This window comes from Rhizobium phaseoli (assembly GCF_010668805.1).
Taxonomy (GTDB): Bacteria; Pseudomonadota; Alphaproteobacteria; order Rhizobiales; family Rhizobiaceae; genus Rhizobium; species Rhizobium phaseoli_A.
Window position 1 is genome coordinate 13,526 of sequence record NZ_WUFT01000036.1, and the last position, 15,571, is coordinate 29,096.

15 protein-coding genes and 1 tRNA gene are annotated in these 15,571 nt (G+C 61.0%); 11 read left to right on the forward strand and 5 right to left on the reverse strand.

Going from position 1 to position 15,571, the window contains the following annotated elements:
- Nucleotides 1-8: 8 nt before the first annotated feature.
- The gene (gene msrB, locus GR197_RS30395; protein WP_164016298.1) at nucleotides 9-491 is read right to left on the reverse strand and encodes a peptide-methionine (R)-S-oxide reductase MsrB; all 483 of its coding nucleotides are present in this window, start codon (nucleotides 489-491) and stop codon (nucleotides 9-11) included.
- 208 nt (nucleotides 492-699) lie between these two features.
- Here msrB and GR197_RS30400 point away from each other — a divergent pair, with 208 nt between their 5' ends.
- The 10 genes from GR197_RS30400 (at nucleotide 700) to GR197_RS30445 (ending at nucleotide 12,849) form a co-directional block, all read left to right on the forward strand.
- Nucleotides 700-1,659, forward strand: a complete 960-nt coding sequence (locus tag GR197_RS30400; RefSeq protein WP_164016300.1) for a helix-turn-helix domain-containing protein — start codon at nucleotides 700-702, stop codon at nucleotides 1,657-1,659.
- Nucleotides 1,660-1,891: 232 nt separating this feature from the next.
- A complete protein-coding gene (adh, locus tag GR197_RS30405; protein WP_164016302.1) occupies nucleotides 1,892-3,400 on the forward strand; it encodes an aldehyde dehydrogenase in 1,509 nt (502 codons plus the stop codon).
- Nucleotides 3,401-3,597: 197 nt separating this feature from the next.
- Nucleotides 3,598-3,990 (forward strand): DUF779 domain-containing protein, encoded by a 393-nt coding sequence (locus tag GR197_RS30410; protein WP_164016305.1) that lies wholly within the window; start codon nucleotides 3,598-3,600, stop codon nucleotides 3,988-3,990.
- 85 nt (nucleotides 3,991-4,075) lie between these two features.
- On the forward strand, nucleotides 4,076-4,672 hold the full coding sequence (locus GR197_RS30415) for a DJ-1/PfpI family protein (protein WP_164016307.1): 597 nt from the start codon (nucleotides 4,076-4,078) through the stop codon (nucleotides 4,670-4,672).
- A 24-nt stretch (nucleotides 4,673-4,696) separates the two neighbouring features.
- Nucleotides 4,697-5,047, forward strand: coding sequence for a ribbon-helix-helix domain-containing protein (locus GR197_RS30420; RefSeq protein WP_164016309.1), 351 nt, complete (start codon nucleotides 4,697-4,699; stop codon nucleotides 5,045-5,047).
- Nucleotides 5,048-5,221: 174 nt separating this feature from the next.
- Entirely contained in the window at nucleotides 5,222-5,929 is a 708-nt protein-coding gene (locus tag GR197_RS30425; RefSeq protein WP_164016311.1) for an SDR family NAD(P)-dependent oxidoreductase, read from the forward strand.
- Nucleotides 5,930-6,224: 295 nt separating this feature from the next.
- Entirely contained in the window at nucleotides 6,225-7,361 is a 1,137-nt protein-coding gene (locus GR197_RS30430; protein ID WP_164016313.1) for a calcium:proton antiporter, read from the forward strand.
- A 132-nt stretch (nucleotides 7,362-7,493) separates the two neighbouring features.
- The gene (locus tag GR197_RS30435) at nucleotides 7,494-8,258 is read left to right on the forward strand and encodes a DUF4239 domain-containing protein (RefSeq protein ID WP_164016315.1); all 765 of its coding nucleotides are present in this window, start codon (nucleotides 7,494-7,496) and stop codon (nucleotides 8,256-8,258) included.
- A gap of 171 nt (nucleotides 8,259-8,429) precedes the next feature.
- The gene (locus GR197_RS30440) at nucleotides 8,430-9,626 is read left to right on the forward strand and encodes an efflux RND transporter periplasmic adaptor subunit (RefSeq protein ID WP_164016317.1); all 1,197 of its coding nucleotides are present in this window, start codon (nucleotides 8,430-8,432) and stop codon (nucleotides 9,624-9,626) included.
- Nucleotides 9,627-9,666: 40 nt separating this feature from the next.
- Nucleotides 9,667-12,849 carry an efflux RND transporter permease subunit gene (locus GR197_RS30445; protein WP_164016319.1) on the forward strand — a complete coding sequence of 1,061 codons (3,183 nt, stop codon included), beginning with the start codon at nucleotides 9,667-9,669 and terminating at the stop codon, nucleotides 12,847-12,849.
- Nucleotides 12,850-12,861: 12 nt separating this feature from the next.
- Here the strand turns inward: GR197_RS30445 and GR197_RS30450 are convergent, their stop codons facing one another.
- Complete coding sequence (locus tag GR197_RS30450) at nucleotides 12,862-13,191, reverse strand: hypothetical protein (RefSeq protein ID WP_164016321.1); 330 nt, start codon at nucleotides 13,189-13,191, stop codon at nucleotides 12,862-12,864.
- Nucleotides 13,188-13,976, reverse strand: coding sequence for a DUF2092 domain-containing protein (locus tag GR197_RS30455; protein ID WP_164016324.1), 789 nt, complete (start codon nucleotides 13,974-13,976; stop codon nucleotides 13,188-13,190). Before GR197_RS30455 ends, GR197_RS30450 begins: the two co-directional genes overlap by 4 nt.
- On the opposite strand from GR197_RS30455, the gene GR197_RS30460 reads away from it, so the two are divergent.
- Nucleotides 13,975-14,217: a hypothetical protein gene (locus tag GR197_RS30460; protein ID WP_164016326.1), complete on the forward strand. Its 243-nt coding sequence runs from the start codon at nucleotides 13,975-13,977 to the stop codon at nucleotides 14,215-14,217. The genes GR197_RS30455 and GR197_RS30460 overlap by 2 nt on opposite strands.
- Here the strand turns inward: GR197_RS30460 and GR197_RS30465 are convergent.
- A complete protein-coding gene (locus GR197_RS30465; protein ID WP_164016328.1) occupies nucleotides 14,179-14,973 on the reverse strand; it encodes a hypothetical protein in 795 nt (264 codons plus the stop codon). The genes GR197_RS30460 and GR197_RS30465 overlap by 39 nt on opposite strands.
- Nucleotides 14,974-15,446: 473 nt before the next feature.
- Nucleotides 15,447-15,523: transfer RNA gene (locus tag GR197_RS30470), tRNA-Met, on the reverse strand.
- Between the last annotated feature and the right edge of the window lie 48 nt (nucleotides 15,524-15,571).

Here is a 15,571-nt window from a genome sequence, read left to right on the forward strand (position 1 = left end):
TCCTTCGATCAGGCCGAGGCTGGATGAAATGTCATGACAAGACCGTTCATGCAGTAGCGAAGCCCGGTTGGCTTTGGACCATCATCGAAGACGTGACCGAGATGGCCGCCACAGCGGCCGCAATGGACTGCCGTGCGCGCCATGCCGAACGTCGTGTCATTGGTGGTGCCGACGGCATGGTCGAGCGGTGCCCAAAAGCTTGGCCAGCCGGTGCCGCTGTCGAATTTTGTCGCCGAGGAAAACAGCTTTTGGTCGCAGCCGGCGCAGGCGAAATTGCCCTTCCGCTCCTCATGCAGCAGGGTGCTGGTGAAGGGAGCCTCCGTCCCCTCCTGACGCAGGATGACAAATTGATCCGGCGTCAGCAGCTTGCGCCATTCATCCTCTGTGTGCGTCACCGCGAACGTCTCGCCGGCGATCGCCTTGCCGGCCCCCAAGCGAACCGTAAGCGCCCCAAAAGCGGCACCCATCAGCAACAATCGTCTGTTTAACATGGTCGGGATCTCCTCGCCCTGCAAAGCTGTTTCTGCACAGAACTACGGGCGAGAGCCGTCTTTTGTTACACTGTCGGTGTTCGAACACCGAAATGTGATTTCTGCCCCTTCGTCTGAAAAACCCGCACGCCGATGGCCGTCCGGAACCGCCGATTGCAAACCGGCCGCTTTTCCCTCAGACTATGCTGAAGTTCCGTGGGAGGAGCCGATGCACGAACACTCAGCACACGCCGAGCATGTCTACACCTCTGCCCAGCGCGATTTCGCCGCGGCCAGTTCTCCCATTGTCGCCTCCTGGCGGCGATGCATGACCATGCATCAGCTCGCTCCGGAGGACGAACGGGCGCCACTGCGCGTTACCGATGAGGAATTCCGGCGTGCCCGCGAACAGTCCGGGCAGCTGATCGCCAGCGCGACCGAAGAGCTCGATCGTCTCTTCACCACCGTCGGCAAAGCCGGCTGCTGTCTGCTTCTGACCGACAGGAACGGCATCGCCTTGGAGCGTCGGGGTGCTGCCGGCGACGACAAGGAGTTCCACGAACTCGGCCTGTGGACCGGTTCGGTCTGGACCGAGGCGAGCATCGGCACCAACGGCATTGGCACCGCCCTTGCCGACGAGCGTGCCGTCGCCATTTTCCGCGATCAACATTTCTTCTGCGCAAATACCAGCCTCAGCTGCACGACGGCGCCGATCCGCGATCATCGTGGCCGGGTGGCCGCAGCCCTCGATATCTCCACCTGCCGTGAAGACGTCAACGAGATGACGCTGACGATCCTGACGCAGACCGTGCGCGATGCGGCGATGCGCATCGAGCTCAACCTCTTTCGCGCGGCCTTTCCCGGCGCCCGTTTCCTGATGGTTCCGGCCGGCGTCAATTCCGCCGCCGCCCTGCTTGCCGTCGACCGGCATGACCTCGTGCTCGGGGCGACACGCGCTGCCCGCATCGCGCTGCAGCTGGACGATAGGCGCATTGCCTCAGGCATTCCGGCCGCCGATGCCCTGCATGAGGCCGGCGTCTCGCAGCAGGAGGAGATCGTCGAAGCGGAAAAGGCAGCCCTGCTGCGGGCACTGTCGCGCACCAGCGGCAACGTCTCGCAGGCAGCTGTCGCCCTCGGCATAAGCCGCGCCACCCTGCACCGGAAGATGAAGAAGTTCGATCTTCACTGACGAATGCATGTCGCCCGGAAGTGTGCAGCGGTTCCGGGATAACGACATGCATCAAAACAAAGAGCTGACGCCCGACAGTTTCACCGACTTCGTCGATCGTGACGCGACCTGTCGCATGTCTGCGACACTGTGCGCTGCGGTATTGAAAAGCCGCCCTGTTCCCTCCGCCGAAACATGCACATTTTCCTCCCACTGGTTCGCTCAAGAACCTGGATCATTAGGGGAGGATGATATGCTTCATCAGAAAATCGTCGAATCGCCGTTCAAGCTGAAATACGGCAACTACATCGGCGGTGAATGGCGCGAGCCCGTCGGGGGCAAATATTTCGAAAACCTGACACCGGTCACCGGCGGCAAGCTTTGCGACATTCCCCGTTCCGATGAAAAGGACATCAATCTCGCGCTCGACGCCGCCCATGCGGCCAAGGAAAAATGGGGCCGCACCTCCGCTGCCGAGCGCTCCAATATCCTCATGAAGATCGCCCGGCGCATGGAAGACAAACTGGAATTGCTCGCCCAGGCCGAGACCTGGGACAATGGCAAGCCGATCCGCGAGACCATGGCCGCAGACATTCCGCTGGCAATCGACCACTTCCGCTACTTCGCCTCCTGCATCCGCGCTCAGGAAGGTTCGATCGGCGAGATCGACCACGATACCGTGGCCTATCACTTCCACGAGCCGCTCGGCGTCGTCGGCCAGATCATTCCCTGGAATTTCCCGATCCTGATGGCGACCTGGAAACTCGCTCCAGCGCTGGCCGCCGGCAACTGCGTGGTGCTGAAACCTGCCGAGCAGACCCCGGCCTCGATCCTGCTCTGGGCCGAACTTGTCGGCGACCTGCTGCCGCCGGGCGTGCTCAACATCGTCAACGGCTTCGGCATCGAGGCCGGCAAACCGCTGGCGACCAGCTCGCGCGTCGCCAAGATCGCCTTCACCGGCGAGACGACGACCGGCCGGCTGATCATGCAATATGCCAGCCAGAACCTCATTCCGGTGACGCTGGAACTTGGCGGCAAATCGCCGAACATTTTCTTCGCCGATGTAATGGCCGAGGATGACGACTTCCTCGACAAGGCGCTCGAAGGCTTTGCGATGTTTGCCCTCAACCAGGGCGAAGTCTGCACCTGCCCTAGCCGCGCCCTCGTCCAGGAATCGATCTACGACCGCTTTATGGAAAAGGCGGTCAAACGCGTCGAGGCGATCAAGCAGGGCAACCCGCTCGACAGCGCGACGATGATCGGTGCCCAGGCTTCGACGGAGCAGTTGGAAAAGATCCTCGCCTATCTCGATATCGGCAGGCAGGAAGGCGCCGAGGTTCTGACCGGCGGCTCGCGCAACGATCTCGGCGGCGATCTGGCGAACGGCTATTACGTCAAGCCGACGATCTTCAAGGGCCACAACAAGATGCGTGTGTTCCAGGAAGAGATCTTCGGGCCGGTCGTTTCGGTCACCACCTTCAAGAATGACAAGGAGGCTCTCGAAATCGCCAACGACACGCTTTACGGCCTCGGCGCCGGTGTCTGGAGCCGAGACGCCAATCGCTGCTACCGTTTCGGCCGCGAGATCCAGGCCGGCCGCGTCTGGACCAACTGCTACCACGCCTACCCGGCCCATGCCGCCTTCGGCGGTTACAAACAGTCGGGCATCGGCCGTGAAACCCATAAGATGATGCTCGAGCATTACCAGCAGACCAAGAACATGCTGGTGAGCTACAGCCCGAAGGCGCTCGGTTTCTTCTGAGGCGTGGTGAGGGCGTAAAACCCCTCCCCACAAGGGGGAGGGACTTAACGTGCTGGTCTCGCCGTATTCACTCTCGAGCGCAGCACATGCATCCGGCTTGTTGTTTTGCGAGCCGAAGCGGCATCTTAGCCCCTCCCCCTTGTGGGGAGGGGTTGGGGAGGGGACTTCTTCCTCCCGAAATTTTTGGAGGAAGAACAATGGAAACCACCGTCAACGGCGAACCGCGTGTTCTCGCAACCGACGCAGCCCTCGACCTGATCGCGGAGATCAAGCGGGATCAGTCCGATATCCTCTTCCACCAGTCCGGCGGCTGCTGCGACGGCTCCTCGCCAATGTGTTATCCCGCCAATGAATTCATGATCGGCGACAACGACGTCAAGCTCGGCGAGATCGGCGGCGTGCCGGTCTATATCAGTGCCAGCCAGTTCGAGGCGTGGAAGCATACGCAGCTCATCATCGACGTCGTTCCCGGCCGCGGCGGCATGTTCTCGCTCGACAACGGCCGCGAGAAACGCTTCCTCACCCGCTCCCGCCTCTTCGGCGGCGGCGAAGCCTGCGCTGTCCCGGATGTGACCGTCAAGGCGCTTTAGGGAATTTGGCCTGTAGTATTCCCATAGTACCTTCTACCCGCCGCTCTTTGTTAATCTCCGGCCGTTGGTTTCAAAGGAGGATGCGATGCCAGCTTCAAAAATCCTGATGATTACCGGTGATTTCACCGAAGATTACGAAACTATGGTGCCGTTCCAGACGCTGCTCGCCTGTGGCTACACGGTCGACGCCGTCTGCCCCGGCAAGAAAGCGGGCGAGACGGTCGCCACCGCCATTCATGATTTCGAAGGCGACCAGACCTACTCCGAAAAACGCGGCCATAACTTCGCGCTGAACGCCACTTTCGACAGCGTACGGGCCGAAGATTACGATGCCCTCGTCATCCCCGGCGGCCGCGCGCCGGAATATCTGCGCCTCAATGCCGACGTCATCAAAGCGGTCCGGCACTTCTTCGATGCCGGAAAACCTGTTGCCGCCATCTGCCATGGCGCGCAACTGCTCGCTGCCGCCGGCGTTTTGAAGGGCCGCACCTGCTCGGCCTATCCCGCCTGCCGGCCGGAAGTCGAGCTTGCCGGCGGCACATACGCCGATATCTCCATTACCGATGCTGTCTCCGACGGCAATCTGGTCACGGCGCCGGCCTGGCCGGCACATCCGTCGTGGCTGCGCCAGTTCATGGCCGTGCTCGATGCGGCAGCCTTGCTCGAAACCAACGCTGCCTGAGGAGGGCGGCACCGGAAGGACGACATGTGCGAATTGTTCATCAAGGCGGATGCGCGGCTCTGGGAAAGCACCACCCGATCGCTGCGCATCGACGGCATGGTCACCAGCGTCAGGCTGGAGAACTTCTTCTGGTCAAAGCTCGAGGAAGTCGCCCGGCGCGACGGCATGAATGTCGTCCAGCTGATCACCCGGCTGCATCATGAATCGATCGATGCCGGCCATGATCTTGGAAACTTCACCTCTTTCCTGCGCGTCTGCTGCGCGCGCTATCTCGACCTGCAGCTCACCGGTGACATCCCCGCCGATGTCACCCGCCCGATTTCCGGTCTTGACGCGCCGGAGATCCTCGGTCGCGAACGGTCGAAATATCACTGACGGCATACCCGACGAAACCGTTGAGCAATGACGACAAAACTGCCTGCGGATAGCTCCAAGGGCAGTTTCGCAGGATGTCTGACCGTGTCGCGGCTGCGTGGGCTTGCCTTGCTGCGCAGCGTGGATCAACAATGCACGCCAGCAAGGACCGGCACCGGCAGGAGATCGATTGCCATGAACGACCAGAAAGCCGTGATCGTTACGGGAGCCGGCGGCAACCTCGGCAGCGCCGTTGTCCGTGAGCTCGCCGCCGGCGGCGCAAAACTCGTCTGCATGAACCGCTCGAGCCAGGAGCTGGAGGCCTTGGCCGGCGACCTTCCCGCCTCCGCCGAGTTTCTGTCGATCGCGGGAACGGATCTCACCGACTATGCCTCCTGCGCCGCTGCTGTCGCCCGGGCCGTCAAGCACTTCGGCGGCGTCAGCGCCTTGGTCAACACCGTCGGCGGCTTCCGAATGGGACCGGTCGGGCCGGACGCCCCTGCGCAGTGGGAGACGATGATGACGGCGAACGCCCGTACCGCGCTGACGATCAGTGCCGCGGTTCTCCCGACGATGAAGGCATCGGGCTACGGTCGCATCGTGCATGTTGCTGCCGCACCCGGCCTGAAGGCCGGAGCCAATCAGGCCGCTTACGCCGCCTCAAAAGCCGCCGTCATCCGGCTGACGGAAGCGATCGCCGCCGAAAGCCGCGACGACCGCATCACCGCCAATTGCATTTTGCCCGGGACAATCGACACGCCCGAAAATCGCGCCGCCATGCCCAATGCGAAGACGGACGGCTGGGTATCGCCGCAATCGATCGCCCGTCTCATCGCCTTCCTGATTTCGCCGGCCGCAGCCGTCGTCACCGGCGCGGCGATCCCCGCAACCGGCCGCGAATGACGGAGCGGTGGGTGATGGGCCGCCGCAAGGCGTAGCAGTCGCCAGCGTCGAGATTTCATCGAACCTCGCCTTGCCCTTGCGTTATCGCGACTGTTCCTTGCCGCGATCAGCCGGTGATGAAACGACGAAGACCTGCAAGTTTTGCTCAATGACATACGATCGTGCTTGAGGTTCGGTTCGCCTTGAGGCAGCCTCATCTCCGCTTGGCTCAGGTGGCGGGCAGGAGACAGCGGGCGGACACGATGGTGTTGATGATCGCATTGCGACGGCATTTGCCAGAAGGCGGGTGGTTTCGATGACGGACGATCCCGCATTGCGTGCCGTCAGCGCCACCAGCCTGGTGCGCGAGGAATGGTTCCTGGGCGTCAGCGTCGCGACGAGCTTCGTATTTCTTGCTTTCCAGGAGCAGCTCTTCGGCCAGCTTTCCGATCCGCTTTGGTTCACTGTCGTTTTCGGTTGGCTGTTTGCCGTCGTGCTCGGCTCGGCTCTGTCGGTCGTGCGGCATGCAGACCACCTGGCGGAGCGGCTGAAGGAGCCTTACGGCACACTCATTCTGACACTTGCCATCACCTCGATCGAGGTGATGGCGATATCAGCCGTCATGCTTCACGGCGAAAACAATCCCACACTGGCGCGCGACACGTTGTTTGCAGTCGTGATGATCATCCTGAACGGCATGGTCGGCCTGTCGTTGCTGCTGGGTGCGTGGCGGCGGCCGGAACAACAGCATAACCTGCAGGGCGCCAACGCCTATCTCGGCGTAATCGTGCCGCTGGCGACCTTGAGCCTGGTCATGCCGACATTTCTTGCAGATCCGGACGGGCAGCATCCATCCGCACCGAGACAACTGATACTGGGCGTGATCCTGGTCGGCCTTTATGTCACGTTTCTGTTTCTTCAAGCCGGCCGCCATCGGGACTATTTCGCTGACGACAGCAGCCCTCACGAACAGCACGGCGGCGAGCGTGTGCCGCGCCACGGACAGGTCTGGCCACATGCCATTCTGCTTGTCGCCTATATGGGTCCCGTCGTCTTCCTGGTCGAACAGCTTGCGCGGCCGATCGATTACATCATCGAAACCCTGCATGCTCCAACCGCATTTGGCGGTGTTGTGATGGCGATCCTTGTCGCAACGCCTGAGGCGATCAGCGCCGTGCGTGCGTCCATCGCCAACAATCTTCAGCGCTCCGTCAACATCTTCCTTGGTTCGGTATTGTCGACGATCGGGCTGACCGTGCCGGCGATGCTGGTGATCAGCCGTCTTTACGGGCACCCGGTCACCCTCGGCCTGGAACACGGGGATCTGGTGATGCTGCTGCTCACCCTTGCCGTCAGCATTATTACGTTTGCCAGCGGCCGCACGCATCTCATGCAAGGTGCGGTCCACCTGGTGCTTTTCCTGGCTTACGTGCTGCTCATTTTCCAGCAATGATCTCCGATCAGCGCGGGAACAACAAAGTAAAAAGTTCCACGCTCCGCCTGTCTTCCGCTATGGTGACAGTAACGAATGTACCACTTGCAGGCCTCACGGCGCTTGCAAGTTTGACGTGACGGAGACCGGGACTTGAGCTCACTGTTGCTTGGCGGGCTTGTATTTGTTTTTCTGTCGGCGGCGACATCGATAGGACTGCTAGTGCGCGACCGCTTGCCGGATCATCACCTCAATGCTGAATCCAAGGATGCCATCAGGCTGGCGACCGCAGTGGTCGGAACGCTGTCGGCCTTAGCACTCGGCCTCCTGATCGCATCCGCCAAAACGACATACGACAATGCCGAAGTGGAAATGAGAACGGCGGCGGCACGGGTGCTGCTGCTTGACCGCGTCATGGCCCAATACGGGCCGGAAACAGACACGGCGCGGCAATTACTGCGTGAATTGATCGAGAAACGCCTGGGCCGCGGCTGGTCGGCCGAGACCACCGACGAGGCATCCGGCAAGGCGCTGGGAGAATATCAGGATATCGAGGCGGTTCAGGGCGATCTTCGATCCCTCTCGCCTAGGGATGCCGTACAGCGTTCGCTCCAGGCGCGCGCTCTTGATGTGAGCGGCATGGTGGCCGAGACCCATTGGCTGCTGGTCGAATCCGGTAAAGAGGGTTTGCCCTGGGCTTTCCTCGCTGTGCTCGTCTGCTGGCTCTCGCTGCTTTTTGCGACCTTCGGGCTGCAGGCGCCGGCCAACCTGACGGTCCTGTCAATTCTGCTGGTTTGCACCCTGTCTGTCGCGGGCGCGGTCTTCCTGATTTCGGACATGGCCAATCCCTACGTCGGGCTGATCCGTGTTTGGGATGCCCCCTTGCAGTCCACCATCGAACGGCTGGGAAAACCATAGCTATCGCGCGGCGTCCGCGAACACCCCGACATGATTCAATTGTGCCCAGCCGCTATTGCAATTTGCAGCAATGCCGCGACATAATATCACATGCCCGGAACTTTTCGGAGAAGGTCGTCTCCGCCGAGGCACGCATGAAGACTGGGGCTCGTAAACATCGGGGCGGCGGCAATGCGTGTGAGATTGGATCAGGGTCTGCACCTGTCGGTGGTGCTCGCCGGCATGGCAATTCTCGCGGGCTGCGAGGACAGCGGCAACACTTACGTCCCCCCTCCGCCAGCTCCGGTTCGAGTCGCCCAGCCGGTCCAGCAGCCGGTCACCTTGTATTTCGAACTTACAGGCAATACGGCGCCGCTGAATTCCGTCGATATCGAGGCACGCGTCCAGGGCTACATCGAGTCCATCGATTACCAGGACGGCATGACGGTGACGAAGGGTACCAAGCTCTTCGGAATCGAACGCAATACCTACCTCGCCCAGTTCGATCAGGCGAAGGCATCGCTCGCCTCGCAACAGGCATCGCAAGTGGGCGCGCAGCAGGAATATGATCGGCAGCTCAATCTGTCGAAGCAACAGGTCACCACACAGACCGCAGTCGACAGCGCCAGGGCGACGCTCGACGAGGCGAATGCGTCCATCCTCAACGCCCAGGCCAATCTCGAGCTGGCGACGATCAACCTCGGATATACGGAGGTGCTTGCCCCCTTCGATGGCACTGTCACGGACCATCTCGTCGATATCGGCGCACTCGTCGGCGTATCCGGCCCCACCAAACTCGCCAGTATCGTCCAGACGGATCCGCTATATGCCTATTTCAATGTCAGCGAAGTCCAGGTCCTGACAATCAAGGAAACCTTGGCAAGGCAGGGACATGCCTTCAAGCAGACGGACCTTCCGAGCATGCCTGCGGAAATTGGCCTGCAGACGGAACAAGGTTATCCGCACAAGGGTCATCTCGACTACGTGTCGCCTCAGCTCGATGCCTCCACAGGCACGCTTCAGGTACGCGCCTTGTTCGACAATAAGGACCGGGCCATGTTGCCAGGTCTCTTCGTGCGGATCCGAGTGCCGGTCGGCCATAACGACAAGGCGTTGCTGGTGCGCGACGACGCCATCGGAACCAACCAGTTGGGCAGCTACCTGCTCGTTCTGGGCAAGGACGATATCGTCGAGCAGAAACAGGTCAAGACCGGCCAGCGCGAAGGCTCGCTCCGCGTTATCGACTCAGGCCTCGATGCGGCCGACTGGGTCGTGACTCAAGGTATCCAGCAGGCGATCCCCGGCAGCAAGGTCACGCCCGAGAAAATGGAAATGAACCCGGCGGCAAGCGCCGCCGGCGATACCAAGGCCAGCACCACCACGCAGTGAATTCGCCACCATGCTCATCTGAACGTCTAAGGATAACAGCATGATCTCGCGCTTCTTCATCGAGCGACCGGTGCTCGCCAACGTTCTGGCCTTGGTCTTCGTGCTCATCGGCGCGGTCGCCCTTCTCCAACTGCCTGTGGCGCAATATCCAAATGTCGTTCCGCCGACGGTGCAGGTGACGACGCGCTTCCCGGGCGCCAGCGCCCAGACCCTTATCGACACCGTGGCGCTGCCGATCGAGCAGCAGGTCAACGGTGTGCAGGACATGCTCTACATGCAGTCGGCGAGCGCCAGCGACGGGACCTATTCGCTGACCGTCACCTTTGCCATCGGAACGGATCCTGATCAGGCGCAAGTTCTGGTGCAGAACCGCGTCGCCATAGCGATGTCGTCGCTTCCCGAAGCCGTGCAGCTTCAGGGCGTGACGACGCAAAAGAAATCGACGGCAATCCTCGGCTTCGTCAGCCTGACATCGCCCGACAGCCGCTATGACAGCCTGTTCCTGTCGAACTACGCCGTCATCAATCTGCAAAATGAACTCGCCCGCCTGCCGGGCGTCGGCAATGTGACCGTGTTCGGCGCCGGCCAATATGCCATGCGCATCTGGATGGACCCGAACCTGCTGCAGGCCCGCGGCCTGACGCCGCAAGATGTCGTCAGCGTCGTGCAGCAGCAGAGCCAGGAGGTCGCCGCCGGTCAAATCGGCATTCCGCCGGTGCCGAAAGGGCAAGTCTTTCAATACACACTGAACGTCAACGGCCGGCTGAACGAAGCCGCCGACTATGAGAACATTATCGTCAAGGTCGAAAGTGGACAGGGCGGCCGCATTACCCGCATCCGCGACATCGGCCGGGTCGAACTCGGCGCCCAGACCTACAGCCAGTCCTTCATGCAGAATGGCCGGCCGGCGGCCGGCATCGGCATTTTCCAGCTGCCGGAGGCGAATGCCATTGCGGTAGCGCAGGCAGTGAACGCGAAGATGGAGGAGCTCTCGAAGAGCTTCCCGCCGGGCCTTGAATATCACGTGCCGTTCGACACGACGAAATTCGTCAAGGCCTCGATCGACGAGGTTTACGTCACATTGATCGAGGCCGGCGTTCTCGTTCTCATCGTCATCCTCGTCTTCCTGCAGGATTGGCGGGCGATGCTGGTGCCGGCGACCACCGTTCCGGTCACCATCGTCGGCGCCTTCGCCGCCATGGCGGCATTGGGCTTCACCGTCAACCTGTCGACGCTGTTTGCCATCGTTCTCGCCATCGGCATCGTCGTCGACGATGCCATCGTCATCGTCGAAGGTGTCGCCCGACACATCGAGGCGGGCATGTCCGGCCGCCAGGCCGCCGAAAAGGCGATGGAGGAACTGCTCGGCCCGGTCATCGGCATAACGCTGGTGCTGATGGCCGTTTTCATTCCAGCCGCCTTCCTGCCCGGCCTGACCGGGCAGCTTTATCGGCAGTTCGCGCTCGTTATCGCCGCCACGGCGCTGATCAGCGCCATCAATGCCGTCACGCTGAAACCGACGCAATGCGCCCTTTGGCTGCGCCCGCCGGTGCCGCCCGAGAAACGCAACATCTTCTATCGCGGCTTCAACAGGGGCTATGATTGGGGCGAGCGCCACTATGCCGGATTGATTGGATCGATGACCCGCCACAGCGGTATCATGGCCATCGCGGCACTTGCGCTGATAGCCGTCGCCGTCTGGGGGCTTACGCGCCTGCCGACCGCCTTTCTACCCCTCGAGGACCAGGGCTATGTGCTGATCAGCGCGCAATTGCCCGACGGCGCTTCGAAGGAGCGGACGGATGCGGTGATGGAAGAGGTCGGCAAGATCGCCGAAACCACGCCTGGCGTCGATCAGGTGCTGACCATCAGCGGCCTTTCCGTTCTCGACAACAGTGCCAGCCTGCAGAATGCCGGCGTCGCCTATGTCGTTCTCAAGGATTGGGACGAGCGCGGCAAGGCGAAGGGACAGGACCTGCTGTCGATCTATCAGCATCTGAACCAGGCGCTGCAAAGCGTGCTGGCCGCCAAGACTCTGGTCGTCGTGCCGCCTCCGATCCAGGGCGTCGGCAATGCCAACGGCTTCACCATGCAGGTCCAACTGAGAAACGGCGCATCCGACTATCCACTGCTGCAATCGCTTGCCGATACGATCGTCAAGAACGGCAATGCGCAATCATCGCTGCAGAGGCTCAGCACACCTTTTCGCTCAAACGTGCCGCAGCTTGCGGTATCCGTCGATCGCATCAAGGCGGAGACGCTGGGAATTACGGTGGGCCAGGTCTTCTCGGCTCTCTCCGGCTATGTCGGTTCGAGCTATGTGACGCAGTTCAACAAGTTCGGCCGCACCTTCCAGGTCTATGCGCAAGCCGCATCCGATTTCCGCATCAGCCCTGAAGACATCCGCAATCTGAAGGTCAAGGCCGGCGACGGGACCATGGTACCGCTTGGCACGGTGGTCGATGTTAAAACGACGCAGGGCCCGTCCCTGATCAGCCTCTACAATCTCTATCCCACCGCCACCATCGTCGGCGGGTCAGCCGCAGGATTCAGCTCCGGCCAGTCGCTCGCGGTGATGGAGCAGATCGCCGATCAGACGCTGCCGCCAGGCACTGGTTTCGAATGGACGGCGCTGTCCTATCAGGAGAAGGCCGTGGGCGGGCAGATCTATTTTGTCTTCGCGCTGGCCATGCTCCTCGTCTACTTCGTGCTCGCCGGCCAATATGAAAGCTGGATCCTGCCGCTGGCGGTCATATCAGCCGTGCCGCTCGCCCTTCTCGGAACGGTGGCAGCACTCATGGGGGCGGGCGTCGCCAACAATCTTTATACGCAGATCGGCCTCATCCTGCTGATCGCGCTCGCAGCCAAAAATGCCATCCTCATCGTCGAATATGCTCGCGAAAAGCGGGCAGAAGGCATGGAGATCCTGGATGCGGCCGTCGAGGCCGCCCGCCTGCGTTTCCGGCCTATCCTGATGACGTCCTTCGCCTTTATCCTCGGCGTCCTGCCGCTGGTGCTGGCGACGGGCGCCGGAGCATCGGCCCGCAAATCGATCGGCATATCGGTCTTCAGCGGCATGATCGCCTCGACCTGCCTTGCCGTCCTCTTTGTTCCTTCCTTCTACGTGCTGCTGCAGCGCCTCGAGGAACACTGGAAGCGCCGCGGAGCGACCACAAGCACGGCTGCACCGGTTGCGGAGGCGGAGATAGCGAAACTCCGGTAAGGCGAGCAGCAATTATTGGACGATCACCTGCACATAGACATTCCCGCTCTTGGCGTAATAATAACCGCCGCAGCGATAATAATAGCCGCCGTAATAGGGACCATAGCGGCAGCCTGCTGGAAGCACGGCGATGGTCGTCGTCGTGCGTGTGACCACCCGCCGCGTCGTCCGGCGGGCCACACCGGCATAAGAGAGCGGCGTCAGCGGCCTGCCGATGACGGCGCTCGCCGGCGTGGCAAAGCCGATCGACAGAGGCATGAATCCCTGCTCCTCGATGTGAAAGCCGGTGAATGTCAAAACGCCGGCCAGGCCGAGGGCGAAGAACAGCTTGTTATAGGTCATTTTACCTCTCCCATATCGGCAGCCTCAGGCAGCTCGTCGAGCGATTGCAACTCACTGAGATCGACCGTCTTTGCGCTGGCTGGAACGTCGATCGTGTAGGAAACGGCCGCGACGTCCGCTCCGCTTTTGAAATCGCTGATTTCGAGCGTGTATTGCGGCGCCTGGACGACGTGCTTGCTGGTGATGACGTAACGGCGGGGTATCGGTTGCGGGCCGCTCTGTATCCAGATCTGCCAATCGATCTCAGGCGTCCGGAAGGCCAGATATTCGCATTCGACCCCATCCACGAAAGCGCTGGAAATATGCTTGGCCTCCGTCACATCTGATATAAGCACGTCATAGACGTTGGAGGATAAAAGATCGGCGCCCGGCGCTTCGACGCCTGCGGTCATCAGCCTGTCGATCAGCTCATCGAGCGAACCCTTGCCGTCGATCTTGGCATAGGCGTCGAGGTTCTTGCCATGAACCGTCAGCGACGAACCGTCGAAGCTCACGTCGAGATCGGCAAAACCGCCGGCTCTCGTGACCCGCAGCTTGTCGGGACGTGTCAGGTTCGCCGTCCCTGAACTCACGAACTGGAGTTTCTCGAAAGCAGGCGTCACTGCTTCGAGCGACGATTGATAGCTGAAGGAGATCGTCTTCTGTGCCGCCAGAAAATCGGACATCGTCTTTAAAAGAGCTTTCGCATCATCCGCCCATGCGCTGGTCGGCGGCGCCAGGCTGGCGGCAAGCGAAACATACAGGAGCATCCGCTTCAACCGCGGGAAAGGGAAAGTCGATGACATGGCAATGCCTTTCGTTGGTGTCGTCATGGATTTCATCGAATTGCAGATGGCGCCGGATCTGCCGCCGCCGAACATGAAAAGTGCTGATGCAATGCAGGCATGCGGGCAAACCACCGCTTGCGGGCTTCGCGGGATCGCGCACACCAAATTTCTCGGCGGAGCGCTCGGTGGTCTCTTTCAGAGAGCAATTCCGATCGAGCGTTTACAAGCCCGAGGTCAACACGCGATGGCAGGCTGGTGATACGCGTTGCAGATTGTCGCGCAGGCAGGCAATGCCCCGCCCTCCCCCCAACGGCACCATGCGGCACAAGGCCCGGAAATCCGCTCCGCAGGTTTCCCGCAGGATCATCACTTCCTCACGCGGTGAGAAGGCTGGCATCACTGCCCGAGGGGCCGGGGTGATCGCACCGGTGGCAGCCGCAGCGCCGGCCGACGGCGCCCCCGATCCCCCCAATGCCGCAACGCCTTGCTGACATGGTGCCGATAGAGCCGCGTTGTGCTGTTGCAGACAGCTGAGCGCCGCCGCACCGCCCGGCGTCACGCCGGAACATTGCGCCATGAAATCCCGCTGACAGGCCGATTTGACCGCATTGCGCTGCGCCTGCGTCGGCTGATGCGCCGGCGTGCCGGTCGCAGGCGCCGGGGTAGTCGCCGCAGTATTTGCAGGCGCAGCCGGCGTTGGCGCCGCCGATGTCGATTTGGGTTTGACGTTCACGGCGGACACCGCTTTCTGGCAACCTGCCGAAAGCGTAGCGCTATGCTGCTGCAGACAAGTCAGCGCCTCGATACCTCCCGGCGTAACCCCGGAGCATTTCGCCATGAAATCGGAGCGGCACTCTGCCTTGATGGCATCACGCTGCTCTTGGGTCGGCGCCTGCGCAGACGCGATCCCGGCGGAAAACACCACCGCGCAGAACGCAGGCAACCCGAAGATTAGCGATAGGACACGCCGCCGCCCATGCGGAGGCGCCAGTAGGAAGGATCTCCATTTTCGCATAATTCCCCCCAATAAATCTTTGATCTACTTCATGAAATCGAACTGCCTCTGAATAGGATAAATAGGCGCCGCCTAATGGACGGACGTTGCTTGCGACTGTGAAATGCAAAGAAGCGCCTGATCTATGTATATTAGAATATTATTCATTTAGCAACTATCTAGTCGTCACTCGAGAATCGACCGCAACTCATCGGAATAGTGTTATCGTCGCCTAGAAACGCAAAAAGCCCGCCATGAGGCGGGCATTTTGGTATTGCATGTTTGATATCCGGAAGTGTTGATTGCGGGGGCAGGATTTGCGCCGTTCGGGTCTTAAAACAGTCCACTGGAATGTTTTATCGGACTTTTCCCGAGCGACCGCTCACCCTTCAGGTTATGGTGAGCTTCAGCGAACGATGAGCTACCATCGCCAGCGAAGATGAAGTCTTCGCGCCAGCGATAACCGATCTTGGTATTTCGGGAAGATAGTGTTTTGGTTGCGGGGGCAGGATTTGAACCTGCGGCCTTCAGGTTATGAGCCTGACGAGCTACCGGGCTGCTCCACCCCGCGCCATTGCAGATCGATTTGATCTGCTTGAGTATTGTAACACGAAAGGCC